Origin of the sequence: Curtobacterium sp. Curtsp57 (genome assembly GCF_047324335.1) — a bacterium.
Lineage (GTDB): Bacteria > Actinomycetota > Actinomycetes > Actinomycetales > Microbacteriaceae > Curtobacterium.
In genome coordinates this window covers 2,480,600-2,493,939 of the sequence record NZ_CP168511.1, presented here as the reverse complement: position 1 = coordinate 2,493,939, position 13,340 = coordinate 2,480,600, and the positions used below count along the sequence as shown (strand labels likewise).

The following is a 13,340-nucleotide window of genomic DNA, read 5'->3' as shown; positions in this document are numbered from 1 at the left end:
GTACGGTAGGCTTTCATCCGGTCTGAGGGGCTATAGCTCAGGCGGTTAGAGCGCTTCGCTGATAACGAAGAGGTCCAAGGTTCAAGTCCTTGTAGCCCCACCATCCCCTTCCGGGGGCCTTAGCTCAGTTGGTAGAGCGCCTGCTTTGCAAGCAGGATGTCGGGAGTTCGATTCTCCCAGGCTCCACAATCTCATCCGCGCGGCAGCCCCTGCGGCGCGGCGTCGCTGACTGTTCGGTCGCGGTGTTCGTCTGCGCCTTCGGCGCGCCGCTCCGCGATGGCCGGCTCTGCGCGTGCCGCGGCCGTCCGGTGGGTGGTGCGTTGTGCGCGGACTGGAGGCTCGGTGCCGGGCCGCCACGAGCCTCCCGTTCGTCGTCCCCGCTCCCCGCACCGCGGTGAGTGGTCGCGACTCCCCGCCGGGACCCCCTCGACTGGTCAGGAACCGTCGGTTCGGCGCTGCGTGAGCGACTGGATGCGACCAGTCGGTGGGCGTGAGCGGGGTGTCGTGACCGCTGGGGACGGCGTTGTGCGGGCGGAGGACCCTGGGGCACCCGGACCCCCGGGACGTCCGGGACGCCCGGGACGTCCCGACGCCCGGACGCCCGGACGCCCGGACGTCGGGATGCCCGGGACGCCCGGGACCCCCGGACACCGGGCCGGCGCGGACGACGAAGGGCCCCGGCGTGTGCCGGGGCCCTTCGTACGAACCGGGAGGTCAGGCGGCGGACTTGTCCGCCGAGTCCGCGTCGTCGGCGACCCAGAGGTCGTCGTCGGCGCGCAGCGTCTGGTACGCGGCGTAGGCGGCACCGGCGACGGCGACCACACCCACCACGATCAGGGCGACTCCGCCGAAGCCGATGCCCTTCTTCTGCTGCGACGGCACGTACTTGGCGGCAGCCTTCTTCGCCTTCTTGCCCTTCTTCTGGGCGTCCTTCACGATCTTCTTGACCCGGGGGTCCTTCGCGAGGTCGACCACGCTGAGCACGGATCCCGCAGTGGACACGAGGCCGGGGACGACCTCGGACTGGAAGCGGTGCGAGGCGTTCTGCGCGGCAGACGTCGCTGCGTGCACGCCCGTCGCGACAGCCGGGCGGATCCCGCTGTCGATCGCGTGCTGGACGCGGGGGGCGATGTCCTTGCGAGCAGCATCGGCTGCGTTCGAGCGGGCCTCGGCGAGGATCGCGTTCGCGTGCTCAAGTACCTTGCGCTGCTCACCGAGGAGCGAGGCGGTCTGGCCCTTGAGCTTCTTGATCTGCTTCCGGCGCTTGCGCGGCAGTTCGATCGTCGTCATCTGGTACCTCCATCGGAACGGCGTGACACCCATCCTGCCACCGGAGCACCTGACAGGTCACGGAGCCTCACCTGTGGGTACCGTCTGTACGCAGCGGACGCATGCGAGAATCGGAACATGTCTCTGCACACCGCTGTCGCAACGATCCACACGAACAAGGGCGACATCCGCGTCAACCTGTTCGGCAACCACGCTCCGAAGACCGTCAAGAACTTCGTCGACCTCGCGACGGGCCAGCAGGAGTGGACCCACCCGGGGACCGGCAAGGTCTCGACGGACAAGCTCTACGACGGTGTGGTCTTCCACCGCATCATCAAGGACTTCATGATCCAGGGCGGCGACCCGCTCGGCCAGGGCATCGGCGGCCCCGGCTACCGCTTCGACGACGAGATCTCGCCCGAGCTCACCTTCCAGAACCCCTACATCTTCGCGATGGCGAACGCCGGCATCCAGGGCGGCCGCGGCACCAACGGGTCGCAGTTCTTCATCACGACCGTGGCCACGCCGTGGCTCCAGGGCAAGCACACCATCTTCGGTGAGGTCGCCGACGACGAGTCCCGCGCGGTCGTCGACGCGATCGAGGGCGTCCCCACCGACGGCCGCGACAAGCCGCTCGAGGACGTCGTCATCAACAGCATCGACGTCGAGTCCGTCTGACCTTGACCGACCAGGCGTACAACCCGGCCAACTACTGCTACCGGCACCCGGACCGGCAGAGCTTCGTCCTGTGCCAACGGTGCGGGCGGACGATCTGCCCCGAGTGCCAGACGCCGGCGGCGGTCGGGGTGCACTGCCCTGAGTGCGTGCGCGAACAGCGCGCGCAGTTCACGGCGAACCGCCGCGCGTCCGGAGCCCCGAGCAGGGTCACGGTCGCGCGGCGGCGCTTCGCCATGCTCGACCAGAAGGCGACCGTCGTCATCGTCGCCGTCTCCGTGGTCATCTGGCTGCTGGACCAGGTGTCCAACCGGGCGCTGACCCAGCTGCTCGGCTACAACGCCTACTACCTGCCGACGCAGCCGTGGCGGATGGTCACGTCGTTGTTCGTCCACTCGGGCTTCTTCCACATCGCCTTCAACATGTGGGCGGTGTGGATCTTCGGCAGGATGCTGGAGAACATGCTCGGGACCTGGCGGTTCCTGGCGTTGTACTTCATCTCGGGCCTGGCTGGATCCATGGCGGTCACGCTGCTCGCTCCCCAGACGTCGGTCGTCGGCGCCTCCGGAGCCATCTTCGGCCTGTTCGCCGCATTCTTCATGATCCAGCGCAGCCTCGGTGGCAACGCCGTCTCGTTGCTCGTGATCATCGGCCTGAACCTGCTGATCGGGTTCCTGCCCGGGACGAACATCTCGTGGCAGGCGCACATCGGCGGGATCGCTGCGGGCTTCCTGACCGGGTACATCTTCGCGAAGACCCGGAACGTCCGGAAGCGCGGTCTGCAGATCGCCTTGCTCGTCGCCGAGGCGGTGCTGATCGTCGTCCTGGCGTACGTCGGGTACGCGATCGCGTTCAACTGAAGCGCATCGACCGCGGGAGCATGCAACGCCCCGCCACTCCCCGGAGTGGCGGGGCGTTTTCGTACCTGTGGACAACTTGGTGAGTTACACGGGTGTGATTATCCCCACTGTGGATTCACCTGTGGATAACTCGGGGACGAGGGTGTGGGACACCGTGTGGAGAACTCGTCGAACTGTGGAGAACGCGGAAAAACCGCGCTGATTCCACAGTGGCCTGTGGAAAACGAGAACGCCCGCCGCACCGATCGGTGCAGCGGGCGTTCGACGACGCGGAAGGCGGGCGGTCAGCGCCAGCGAGTGGTCATGAGGAAGCCGATGAACATGATGCCGAAGCCGATGAGGATGTTCCACGAGTTCAGCGAGGGAACCGGGAGGGTGCCCTGCGAGACGTAGAACACGATCACCCAGGCGAGTCCGACGAGCATGAAGCCGAACATGACCGGCTTGAACCACACGGGGTTGGGCTGGTCGCCCGCCGTGTCGACCGAGTCGGCTCGGGTCCTCCGGGCGGGCTTGGTGCGGTCCTTGTCCTTGGCCATGGCCGGTATCCTACCGTGAACATGTGTGTGCACAGGCTCCACGGAGGCTGCACACGACCCTCACGAGTACGGTGAATCGATCATGACCAGGATCCTCGTCGTCGACAACTACGACAGCTTCGTCTACACGCTGAACGGGTACGTCCAGCAGCTCGGCGCGGAAACCGACGTCGTGCGAAACGACGCGTTCCCCGAGTCCGAGATCGCGGACCGGATCGCCGAGTACGACGGCGTCCTGCTCTCTCCCGGCCCGGGCACACCCGCAGCCGCCGGCATCTCGATCGCGACCGTCCACGCGTCCATCGCGGGCGCCAAGCCGCTGCTCGGTGTCTGCCTCGGCCACCAGGCGATCGCCGAAGCCCTCGGCGCCACGGTGACCCACGCCGAAGAGCTCATGCACGGGAAGACCTCGCAGGTCGACCACGACGGCAGCACCCTCTTCGCCGGCGTCCCGCACCCGTTCACGGCGACCCGTTACCACTCGCTCGCGATCGTCGACGGCACCGTGCCCGACGAGCTCACCGTGACCGCGCGGACCGGCGGCGGCGTCATCATGGGCGTCCAGCACCAGGACGCGCCGGTCTACGGCGTGCAGTTCCACCCGGAGTCGGTCCTCACCGAGGGCGGCTACCGGATGGTCGGCAACTGGCTCGAGACGACCGGACTCTCCGGCGCTGCGGAGCGCGCAGCGGGCCTCGGCCCGCTCATCGCGGCGCACCGCGCCTGAACGGTCCCGCGACCGGTCACCTCACCTGACCTGATCGGCCCACCCGGGCCGTGGACGCGGCCGGTGGTCGGCCTGGAGGCTCGTGGCGGGCTGGCACCGTGCCTCCCGTCCGGCGGTGGGCCGAGACCAACGGTCGGTCCGGACCGGCGGTCAGTTGCCGCTGTCGCCGCCGTCGCCCCCGTTGTCCTTGCCGTCCCCACCGTCGCCGCCGCTCGGGGTCGCCGGGGCACTCGGCTGGTTCGACGCGGCGCAGTAGGTGAGCACGACCGTGCTGCCCTGCGCGATGTCGCCGGCCGGCTGGTCCTGCTGCGTCACCGTGCCACCGGTGCACGAGTAGGACGCCTGCTGCTTCACGGTGAGACCGAGGTTCGCGAGCGTCGAGTTCGCGGTCGAGAACGGCTGCTGCGTCACGTCCGGGAGCTGCACCAGGCCGTTCGACACCGTGAGGTTCACGACCGTGCCCTTGGTGTGCGTGGAGCTCGCCGCGGGGTCGGTGGACATGACGGTGCCCTCCGGCACGGTCGGCGAGTAGGTCGAGTTGACCGCCCCCACTGCGAAGCCAGCGGCCTCGAGCGCCTGCTGTGCGGCGTCCTGGGACTGGTTGGCGACGTCGGGGACCGCGATCTGCTCCGGCCCCAGTGAGACGACCACACGCACGTTCTGCTGTCTGGCGACGTTCGTGCCGGACCCCGGCTCGGTGCGGATGACCGATCCCTTGTCGACCTTGTCGGAGTTCTGCTCCACCTTGACCGGCACCAGGTCGCGTTTCTCGAGGGCCTTGGCGGCGGAGTCGTAGGTGGCGCCGACGACGTTCGGCACACTCACCGACGACGACACCGGGGCCTGACCCGGCTGCAGGTTCGCGACCCAGAAGATCACGCCGGCGATCACGGCGATCGTCAGGACGATGCCGACCCAGATCCACGCCACCGGCGGACGGTTCTGCGTGCGCTGTGGACGGTGCTCCTGCGTGTCGTCGAGCTCGCGGAACGCCACCTCCGGGTTGGAGGTCGTCCGCGGGTTCACGCCGAACAGCACGGTCGAGGCGTCGTTCGCGCTCTGCTGCAGCTTCTTCGTCGACGCGGGGACCTGCCCGGCGGCGGCCTGCTCGAGGTCGCGGCGGAACTCGGCGGCGTTCTGGAACCGGCGCGTGCGGTCCTTCACCAGGGCGTGCAGCGTGACCGCGTCGAGCGCCGGCGACACCGCGGGGGTGATCGTCGACGGGGCGACGGGCTGCTCGCTGACGTGCTGGTAGGCGACGGCGACGGGAGAGTCCCCGAGGAACGGCGGACGGCCGGTCAGGAGCTCGAAGAGGACGATGCCGGTCGAGTAGAGGTCGGTGCGCGCGTCGACGGTCTCCCCGCGGGCCTGTTCCGGGGAGAAGTACGACGCGGTGCCGAGGATCGACGTCGTCTGCGCCACCGTGGCCGACGTGTCGGTGATGGCGCGGGCGATGCCGAAGTCCATCACCTTGACCTGCCCGGTGGCCGTCACCATGACGTTGGCGGGCTTGATGTCGCGGTGCACGACGCCGGCGCGGTGGGAGTACTCGAGCGCGGTGAGGATGCCGCTCGTGAGGCGGACGGCCTCGTCCGGCTCGACGGGTCCGTCGCCGATGACCTCGCTGAGCGGGCGGCCCTCGACGTACTCCATGACGATGAACGGCACCTGCACCTCGGCGCCGGACTGCTCGGTCACGGTCTCTTCGCCGGCGTCGTAGACGCGGACGATGGTCGGGTGCGCCATCCGCGCCGCGGCCTGTGCTTCCTGCCGGAAGCGCGTGCGGAACGCCGGGTCGTTGGCGAGGCTCGGCTTCAGGAGCTTGACGGCGACACGGCGGCCGAGCCGCGTGTCCTGGCCCACGTGCACGGTGGCCATGCCGCCACGACCGATGACATCACCGATCTCGTAGCGATTTGCGAGGAGCGTGATCCCCGCGGTCACACCTTCTGGCACGTACTCCTCCGAATGTCCGTCGGGGCAAGTGTACGACAGCCCATCCTGGTGAGACGCTGGCTGCGGGGCCGCCGCGCGAACCGTTACCGGAACGGTGTCGGCGGCCCCGTCGGGCCCGCTACTTGCCGGGTTCGGCGGTCGCGGACGGGCTGCTCGTCGGGGTCGGCGTGTACGTGGCCGACGCGGTGTCCGACGACGCCGACTGCAGGTCGCCGCAGTTCACGACGTAGCTCAGGCTGACGTCGCCCGGCTGCGCAGCGGTCACCTGGACGGCCGTGCCGCGGGTCGCCCCTGAGCTGTTGCCGGACGAGTCCGTGCCGTTCGTGATCGTGTACGTGTACCCGGTGAGCTCGTAGCCGGCGGGGCAGCTCCCGTACGCACTCCACGAGAACGTCACCTTGCCGTCGGTCGACACCGTGCCGGCGGTCGGTGCTGCCGGGCCCTCGAGCGTGGGCTGCGCGGTGTACGCACGCAGCACGATCGCGGTGCCGGCGGTCAGGCTGCCGGTCGGGCTGATCGACTGGACGGTGCCCTGCTTGTCGGAGCTCGGTGCGGCGTCGCCGTCCTCGATGCTCGTCTGGAAGCCGAGGGCGTCGAGCTCGGCCTTCGCCTGGTCGGCGTTCTTGCCGATGTAGTCGCTCTGGTTCACCGTGATGCGCGTCTGCGTCGGCGACGCACTCGGCGTGCGTGACGGTGTCGGGCGCGGCTTGGCGCTCGACGACGACGGGGACGGCGTGGGTTCGGCCGCACCGTTCGCGAACGCGAACGCTGCGATGACGCCGCCGGCGATCAGCACGACCGCTGCCGCCACGACCCACCAGATCCAGGCGCGCTTCTTCTTCGGTTCCTCGTCCTCGGTAGTTGTGGGCGACCCCGGTGTCCGGGGGCCGCCACCGACGGCACCCGCCGACTGCGTCCCGATCAGCGCGGTGGCCGCGTCGCTCCCCTGCGGCGGGTTGAACGCGACGGTACCGGCGCCACCGAGGGCGGGCACGGCGACCGTGGCCGCTGCGACGTCACCGCGACGGAGGGCCTGGGCCGCACGGGCCAGGTTCGCAGCGGTGGCGGGACGGTCGGCCGGCTTCTTCGCGATGCAGGACATCACGAGGGCGGCGACCGGCTCCGGGATGTCCCCGGGGAGCGCCGGTGGCTGCTCGTTGATGTGCGCCATCGCGATCGCGACCTGCGACTCGCCCGTGAAGGGACGGCGTCCGGCAAGGCACTCGTACGCGACGATGCCGAGCGAGTAGATGTCGGTCGACGGGGACGCCGGGTGACCGCTCGCCTGCTCGGGCGACAGGTACTGGACGGTCCCCATCACCTGGCCGGTCGCGGTGAGCGGCACCTGGTCGGCGATGCGGGCGATCCCGAAGTCGGTGATCTTGACGCGGCCGTCCGGGGTGATGAGCAGGTTACCCGGCTTGATGTCGCGGTGCACGAGGCCCACGGCGTGCGCTGCCTGGAGCGCGTTGGCCGTCTGCGCGACGATGTCGAGGACCTTGTCGACGGGCAGGGTGTGCTCGCGCTCGATCATCGTCGAGAGCGCCTCGCCGGGGACGAGCTCCATGACGAGGTAGGCGCTGCCGTCCTCCTCGCCGTAGTCGAACACGTTGGCGATGCCCTCGTGGTTGACGAGCGCCGCGTGCCGGGCCTCCGCGCGGAAGCGCTCGAGGAACCCGGGGTCGCCGAGGTACTCGTCCTTGAGGATCTTCAGGGCGACGGTCCGTCCGATGACGAGGTCGGTCGCCTGCCACACCTCTCCCATGCCGCCGATGGCGACCCGGGACGAGAGCTGGTACCGCCCACCGAAGGTGAGTCCGCTGGTGGGTCTCATTTGTTCAGCACCGCCTCCATGACTTTCTTCGCGACCGGGGCCGCGACCGTGTTGCCGACGCCGGACTGTCCGAGTCCGCCACCGTTCCCGACGACGACGGCCACCGCGACCTCGGGGTCCTTCGCGGGCGCGAACCCGGTGAACCACAGGGTGTACGGGTCGCCCGTTCCGCCTTCGGCCGTCCCGGTCTTCCCGGCGACGTCGACCCCGTCGATCTTCGCATTCGTGCCGGTCCCCGCGTTGACGACGCTCTGCATCGCCTCGGTGAGGTCCGATGCCTCTGACGAGGACAGCGGGTCGCTGTACTGCTTCGCCGAGAAGGACTCGACCTGCTTGAGGTCGCTCGTCGTGATCGAGTCCACGAGCGACGGCTGCATGACCTTACCGCCGTTCGCGATGCCGGCGGAGACCATCGCCATCTGGAGCGGCGACACGCGGACGCTCGCCTGCCCGAACGAGCTCAGCATGAGCTGTGCCGTCGAGTCGACGTCGGGGTACTGGCTCGCCGTCGCCTTCATCGGGACCTCGATCGCGTCGCCGAAGCCGTACTTGTCGGCCATCGCCTTGATCGTGTCGTACCCGAGCTTCTGCCCGAGCTCCGCGAACGGGATGTTGCACGAGTACTGGATCGCGGTGCGGAGTTTGACCGTGTCGCCACCGCCGCACGAGCCGCCCTCGGCGTTGTTGATGTACGTGCTCGTCCCCGGCAGCTGCAGTCGCGAGGGGTTCGGGAACTCGGAGTCGAGGTCGTACTTGCCGCCCTCGAGCGCGGCGGACGCGACGACGAGCTTGAAGACCGATCCCGGCGTGTACAGGTCGCCGCCGATCGCGCGGTTCTGCAGCGGCGTCGGAGACTGGTTCAGCAGCGCGTCGTACTGCGCCTTGACGTTCGCGGTGTCGTGCGAGGTCAGTGAGTTCGGGTCGTAGTCCGGCTTCGACACCATCGCGAGGATCTTGCCGGTCTTCGGCTGGATCGCGACGACGGCGCCGGTGTTCGACCCGAGCGCGTCGTACGCGGCCTGCTGGACGTCGGGGTCGATCGTCAGGTTGACGTTGTCGCCTTGGACGTCCTGGCCGGTGAGGATCGAGTTGAGGTTCTGGAAGAACGAGTCGTCCGAGTTGCCGGACAGCACGGTGTTCTCCGCGCTCTCGATGCCGGTGTTGCCCTGGCCGATCGTGAAGTAGCCGGTCACCGCCGAGTAGAGCGCGCCGTTGGAGTACTTCCGCTGGTACTGGTACTGGTCGTCGACCGCGGTGGACTCGGCGATCGGCGTGCCGTTGACCAGGATCGCGCCGCGCTTCGTCGAGTAGCTGTCGAGGATGGTGCGGGAGTTCCGGGGGTCGGCGCGGAGGGACTCCGCCGAGAAGAACTGGATCGAGGTCGTCGACACGAAGAGCGCCACGAACATGAGTACGACGACCGTGGAGACGCCGCGGAGCTGCCGTTTCATCGACGCCCCTTCCTGGTCCGGCCGAGGGCGTCGCCACGCTCGGACAGGACCCGTTGTTCCGCGGGGATGGAGTCGGTCAGCCGCAGCAGCATCGCCGCGATGATCCAGTTCGCCACCAGGGAGGAACCACCTGCGGCCATGAACGGTGTCGTCAGACCGGTCACGGGGATGATCCGGGTGATGCCGCCGACGACGACGAACACCTGCAGGGCGATCGTGAAGCCGAACCCGATGCCGAGGAGCTTGCCGAAGTCGTCCTGCGCCATGAAGCCGACGCGGATGCCGCGGGAGGCGAGGACGATGAAGAGCGCGAGGATCGCGAAGACGCCGATCAGCCCGAGTTCCTCGCCGAGCGACGCGATGATGTAGTCCGCGTTGGCGACGGGGGTGATGTACGGACGACCCTGGCCGAGGCCGGTGCCGGTGATCCCGCCGTTCGCGAACCCGAACAGGCCTTGCACGAGCTGGTAGCTCGCCTGGGAGCTCGCGTTGTAGATCGTCGGGTCGAACGGGTTCAGCCACTGCTCGAAGCGGCCGTGCACGTACACGAGCGCACTCGCCGCGATGAGCGCACCACCGACGAACAGCACCAGACCGATGATCACCCAGCTGAGCCGCGCCGTGGCGACGTAGATCATGACGAGGAACAGGCCGAAGTACAGCAGCGCGGTGCCGAGGTCGCGCTGGAACACGAGGACGCTCATCGCCGCGCCCCAGACGATGAGGATCGGGCCGAGGTCACGGGCACGCGGGAACGTCATGCCGAGGAACTTCTTGCCGACGATCGACAGGCTGTCGCGCGCGGTGACGAGGTACCCGGCGAAGAACAGCGCCATCGTGATCTTGGCGAGCTCACCTGGCTGGAACGAGAACGGTCCGAAGCGGATCCAGACCCGGGCGCCGCCCGGGGCGTACCCGATGCCGGGCAGCATCGGCAGGAGCAGCAGCACGATCGTCAGGAACATGAAGATGTACCGGTACCGCTGCAGGAACCGGTGGTTGCGCACCACGACGAGCGTCACGAGGGCGAGCACCATCGCGAGCAGCGTCCAGACGATCTGCTTGACGCCGATCGCGTTCCACCCGGACAGGCCGTTGTGGATGTCGATGCGGTAGATCTCCGCGATCCCGATGCCGTTCAGCACGAGCGCGACCGGCAGGATGAACGGGTCGGCGTTCTTCGCGACGATCCGCAGCACGATGTGCATGATCAGCGCGAGGCCGAGGATCGTCGAACCGACCCAGAGCACCGACGTGTCGAACAGCTTCCCCTTGGTGCCGAGCTGCACGAGGACCATCGCGCCGGCGCAGATGCCGCACGCGATGACCAGCAGCACGAGCTCGAGGTTCCTGGCGCGCGCGGGCTCCCGGAGCTTGATCGTGATCGCCTGGGTGAAGGACTGCGGAGTGGTCGCGGTCATCGGGCATCACCCGAGGGGGTCGGCGACGGCGTTCCGGTGCGACCGGGTGTCGGGGTCGGCGAGGACGACGCGCCGCCGGAGCCGCCGGTTCCGCTCTGGTCCTGGCCCGTCCTGGCCGCGGTCCGCAAGCGGTCGACGATGTCGCGCGCGTCGGACAGGGACTGCGCGTTGATCGTGGACCGGACGTTCTCCCTGGTGTACTCCGGCAGGTCCGACACGCTGATGTCGGAGTCCTCGTACACGTCGGAGAGCTTGATCGGACCGATCTGCTGCTGCACGCCCTTGTAGATCGCGACCGTGCCGCGATCGGTGCCGACGTAGTAGTGGTCCTGCACGATGCGCCAACCGAGGAACACCGCACCGACGAGCGCTGCGACGGCGAGGACGAGCGCGATCGTCCACGAGATCCGGCGGCGCACCCGGCGCCGACGGTCCTCGGCGATGAGCTCGGCGAAGTACTGGTCGCTCTCCGGCTCGAAGTGCGAGTCCTCCGGTGCCGACGTGACCTTGAGTGGGTGCAGCAGGATCGTGGGGAGGCGGATCGGCTTGCGGCCGGTCGACGCCTCGAACGTGAGGGGCGCTGCGGCTGATCCGACCGTCGTGGCCGCGTCGTCGTCGTCCTCCGTCGGGACGGCGTCGGTGACGTCCATCACGACGACCGTCACGTTGTCGGGGGCGCCGTGGTCGAGCGTCTCCTTGACGAGGCGCTGCGTGACCTGGTTCGCGTCCATGTTCGACGCGAGCGCGTGCCGGATGCGCTCCTCGGCCAGGTAGGACGACAGGCCGTCCGAGCAGAGCAGCCAACGGTCGCCCGGTCGGATGTCCATGATCGCCGTGTCGACCTCCGGAGCGGCGTCGACGTCGCCGAGCACGCGCATCAGGACGGAGCGGCGGGGGTGGACCGCGGCTTCTTCCGGCGTGATGCGGCCGCTGTCGACGAGACGCTGCACGAACGTGTGGTCGGACGTGATCTGCTGCAGCTCGCCGTCGCGGTGCCGGTAGATGCGGGAGTCGCCGATGTGCGCGATCGCGACCTGGTCGCCCACGCGGATCATCGCACTCACCGTGGTGCCCATGCCGGTGAGCTCCTGGTGCTCGAACACCGTCTCGGTGATGAGCTGGTTCGCGGCGATCAGCGCCGACTGCAGCGCGAACTCGGCGTCGTGCGCCGAGGGGAACTCGCGGTCGACCTCGCGGATGCGGCGGATCGCGATGGCCGAGGCGACGTCGCCGCCCGCGTGCCCGCCCATGCCGTCCGCGACGGCGAACAGGTGCGCCCCGGCGTAGCCGGAGTCCTGGTTGTTCGCGCGGATGCGTCCGACGTGGGACACAGCGGCGCTCAGCGTGCGAGCCGTCATCTGGGGGTTACCGCCGCAGCTCGAACGTCGTCGTCCCGATCGTGATCGGCGTGCGCTCCGCCACGGTCACGGGAGCGCTCACCTTCTGACCGTTGACGAAGGTGCCGTTCGTGGACTCGAGGTCGATGACGACCCATCCCGACGGCTGCAGTTCGAGCCGGGCGTGGTTGGTGGACGTGTAGTCGTCGCGGATCACGACGTTGCTCTCGCTGGAGCGTCCGATGGTGATGGGGCCGCGACCGAGCGGCATCTCCATGCCCTCTCGTGCGCCCTCGGTGATGACGAGCCGGGTGGCGACGTCCGTCGCCGGCTGCGCCGAGCCGCCGGACTGCGCCTGGTTGATGATGTCCGTGAAGGCCCCGCCACCTGGTGCCGCCGCTGCGTTCGCAGCGGGGATCGTCGGTGTCGTCGGGCCGGACGGGGCGCCCTTCGGGTCGGTCGGGATGGTGCGGACGCGCTGGCCGAAGAGGTCGCTCCGCAGCGCGAACACGATCACGAAGACGAACAGCCACAGCACCGCGAGGAACGCGAAACGCAGGACGAGCAGTGTCAGTCCTGTGGTCATCGCGCACCTCCGTTCTCCGGGATCACCCGGAACACCATACGGGTACGACCGATCTCGATGGTGGAGTCGGGCTCCACGATCGCCTGCTGGAAGCGCTCACCGTTCAGCTTCGAGCCGTTCGTCGAGCCCAGGTCGTTGGCCTGTGCGTGCTTGCCGTCCCACACGATCTCGACGTGCTTCCGGCTCGTGCCGGTGTCCGCGACGGTGATGTCGGCGTCCGTCCCGCGGCCGATCACCGTGCGTCCGCGCTGCAGCTTGTGGCGCTGCGAGCCGATGTCGAGCACCGCGACCCACGCGACGTCCCGCTGCACGGTCGTGGAGTCGATCTGCAGGATCCCGGTCGACAGGGTTCCGTCCTGCTGCAGGCGGATCGTCACGGGACCGGAGAACGAGTAGTTCTGCGCGACGGCGTGCTGCTGCACCATCTGCGTGAGTTCGTCGATGAGGGGACGCCCGACGTCGTTCATGCGCGTGCAGTCCGGCGGTGCCAGACGGACGGTGAACTCGTTCGGCACCAGGATGCGGTCGCGTGAGACCACGGCGGCCTTGGTGTCGAGCTCTCGTCGGAGCGCGCTCGAGATCTCGACGGGCTGCACACCGGAGCGGAAGGTCTTCGCGAACGCACCGTTGACGGCGCGCTCCAGCCCTCGCTCGAAGTTGTCCAGCAGTCCCATGGGTCTCCACG

Annotated in this window: 12 protein-coding genes and 2 tRNA genes; 5 read left to right on the top strand and 9 right to left on the bottom strand. The window is 68.8% G+C overall.

Going from position 1 to position 13,340, the window contains the following annotated elements; genetic code table 11:
* Positions 1–26 precede the first annotated feature (26 nt).
* Together ACEN9V_RS11745 and ACEN9V_RS11740 are read left to right on the top strand one after the other, a co-directional pair.
* Positions 27–103 (top strand) — tRNA-Ile (locus ACEN9V_RS11745).
* A 10-nt stretch (positions 104–113) separates the two neighbouring features.
* Positions 114–186 (top strand) — tRNA-Ala (locus ACEN9V_RS11740).
* A gap of 528 nt (positions 187–714) precedes the next feature.
* On the opposite strand, the gene ACEN9V_RS11735 is transcribed toward ACEN9V_RS11740, so the two are convergent.
* Entirely contained in the window at positions 715–1,290 is a 576-nt protein-coding gene (locus ACEN9V_RS11735; RefSeq protein WP_281266307.1) for a hypothetical protein, read from the bottom strand.
* A gap of 117 nt (positions 1,291–1,407) precedes the next feature.
* Here ACEN9V_RS11735 and ACEN9V_RS11730 point away from each other — a divergent pair, with 117 nt between their 5' ends.
* Together ACEN9V_RS11730 and ACEN9V_RS11725 are read left to right on the top strand one after the other, a co-directional pair.
* Positions 1,408–1,947 (top strand): peptidylprolyl isomerase, encoded by a 540-nt coding sequence (locus ACEN9V_RS11730; RefSeq protein WP_281266308.1) that lies wholly within the window; start codon positions 1,408–1,410, stop codon positions 1,945–1,947.
* Between the two features lie 2 nt (positions 1,948–1,949).
* Positions 1,950–2,804, top strand: coding sequence for a rhomboid family intramembrane serine protease (locus tag ACEN9V_RS11725; protein ID WP_413600465.1), 855 nt, complete (start codon positions 1,950–1,952; stop codon positions 2,802–2,804).
* A gap of 284 nt (positions 2,805–3,088) precedes the next feature.
* Here the strand turns inward: ACEN9V_RS11725 and ACEN9V_RS11720 are convergent, their stop codons facing one another.
* A complete protein-coding gene (locus tag ACEN9V_RS11720) occupies positions 3,089–3,343 on the bottom strand; it encodes a cell division protein CrgA (protein WP_281266310.1) in 255 nt (84 codons plus the stop codon).
* Between the two features lie 82 nt (positions 3,344–3,425).
* Here ACEN9V_RS11720 and ACEN9V_RS11715 point away from each other — a divergent pair, with 82 nt between their 5' ends.
* Positions 3,426–4,070, top strand: a complete 645-nt coding sequence (locus tag ACEN9V_RS11715) for an anthranilate synthase component II (RefSeq protein WP_413600464.1) — start codon at positions 3,426–3,428, stop codon at positions 4,068–4,070.
* A gap of 150 nt (positions 4,071–4,220) precedes the next feature.
* On the opposite strand, the gene pknB is transcribed toward ACEN9V_RS11715, so the two are convergent.
* The 7 genes from pknB to ACEN9V_RS11680 form a co-directional block, all read right to left on the bottom strand.
* Complete coding sequence (gene pknB / locus ACEN9V_RS11710) at positions 4,221–6,026, bottom strand: Stk1 family PASTA domain-containing Ser/Thr kinase (protein WP_413600463.1); 1,806 nt, start codon at positions 6,024–6,026, stop codon at positions 4,221–4,223.
* A gap of 118 nt (positions 6,027–6,144) precedes the next feature.
* Complete coding sequence (locus ACEN9V_RS11705) at positions 6,145–7,860, bottom strand: serine/threonine-protein kinase (RefSeq protein WP_413600462.1); 1,716 nt, start codon at positions 7,858–7,860, stop codon at positions 6,145–6,147.
* A complete protein-coding gene (locus tag ACEN9V_RS11700) occupies positions 7,857–9,311 on the bottom strand; it encodes a peptidoglycan D,D-transpeptidase FtsI family protein (protein WP_413600461.1) in 1,455 nt (484 codons plus the stop codon). The genes ACEN9V_RS11705 and ACEN9V_RS11700 overlap by 4 nt, the downstream gene beginning before the upstream one ends.
* Complete coding sequence (locus ACEN9V_RS11695) at positions 9,308–10,732, bottom strand: FtsW/RodA/SpoVE family cell cycle protein (RefSeq protein WP_413600460.1); 1,425 nt, start codon at positions 10,730–10,732, stop codon at positions 9,308–9,310. Before ACEN9V_RS11695 ends, ACEN9V_RS11700 begins: the two co-directional genes overlap by 4 nt.
* On the bottom strand, positions 10,729–12,090 hold the full coding sequence (locus ACEN9V_RS11690; protein WP_413600459.1) for a Stp1/IreP family PP2C-type Ser/Thr phosphatase: 1,362 nt from the start codon (positions 12,088–12,090) through the stop codon (positions 10,729–10,731). Before ACEN9V_RS11690 ends, ACEN9V_RS11695 begins: the two co-directional genes overlap by 4 nt.
* Positions 12,091–12,097: 7 nt before the next feature.
* On the bottom strand, positions 12,098–12,655 hold the full coding sequence (locus tag ACEN9V_RS11685) for an FHA domain-containing protein (RefSeq protein WP_413600458.1): 558 nt from the start codon (positions 12,653–12,655) through the stop codon (positions 12,098–12,100).
* The gene (locus ACEN9V_RS11680; RefSeq protein WP_281266318.1) at positions 12,652–13,329 is read right to left on the bottom strand and encodes an FhaA domain-containing protein; all 678 of its coding nucleotides are present in this window, start codon (positions 13,327–13,329) and stop codon (positions 12,652–12,654) included. Before ACEN9V_RS11680 ends, ACEN9V_RS11685 begins: the two co-directional genes overlap by 4 nt.
* Positions 13,330–13,340: the final 11 nt, after the last annotated feature.

What these genes read in the sequence shown, in the direction of transcription:
- ACEN9V_RS11735 (WP_281266307.1), bottom strand. Translation starts at nt 1,290, where the DNA reads ATGACGACGATCGAACTGCCGCGCAAGCGCCGGAAGCAGATCAAGAAG.
- ACEN9V_RS11730 (WP_281266308.1), top strand. Translation starts at nt 1,408, where the DNA reads ATGTCTCTGCACACCGCTGTCGCAACGATCCACACGAACAAGGGCGAC.
- ACEN9V_RS11720 (WP_281266310.1), bottom strand. Translation starts at nt 3,343, where the DNA reads ATGGCCAAGGACAAGGACCGCACCAAGCCCGCCCGGAGGACCCGAGCC.
- ACEN9V_RS11715 (WP_413600464.1), top strand. Translation starts at nt 3,426, where the DNA reads ATGACCAGGATCCTCGTCGTCGACAACTACGACAGCTTCGTCTACACG.
- ACEN9V_RS11705 (WP_413600462.1), bottom strand. Translation starts at nt 7,860, where the DNA reads ATGAGACCCACCAGCGGACTCACCTTCGGTGGGCGGTACCAGCTCTCG.
- ACEN9V_RS11700 (WP_413600461.1), bottom strand. Translation starts at nt 9,311, where the DNA reads ATGAAACGGCAGCTCCGCGGCGTCTCCACGGTCGTCGTACTCATGTTC.
- ACEN9V_RS11695 (WP_413600460.1), bottom strand. Translation starts at nt 10,732, where the DNA reads ATGACCGCGACCACTCCGCAGTCCTTCACCCAGGCGATCACGATCAAG.
- ACEN9V_RS11690 (WP_413600459.1), bottom strand. Translation starts at nt 12,090, where the DNA reads ATGACGGCTCGCACGCTGAGCGCCGCTGTGTCCCACGTCGGACGCATC.
- ACEN9V_RS11685 (WP_413600458.1), bottom strand. Translation starts at nt 12,655, where the DNA reads ATGACCACAGGACTGACACTGCTCGTCCTGCGTTTCGCGTTCCTCGCG.
- ACEN9V_RS11680 (WP_281266318.1), bottom strand. Translation starts at nt 13,329, where the DNA reads ATGGGACTGCTGGACAACTTCGAGCGAGGGCTGGAGCGCGCCGTCAAC.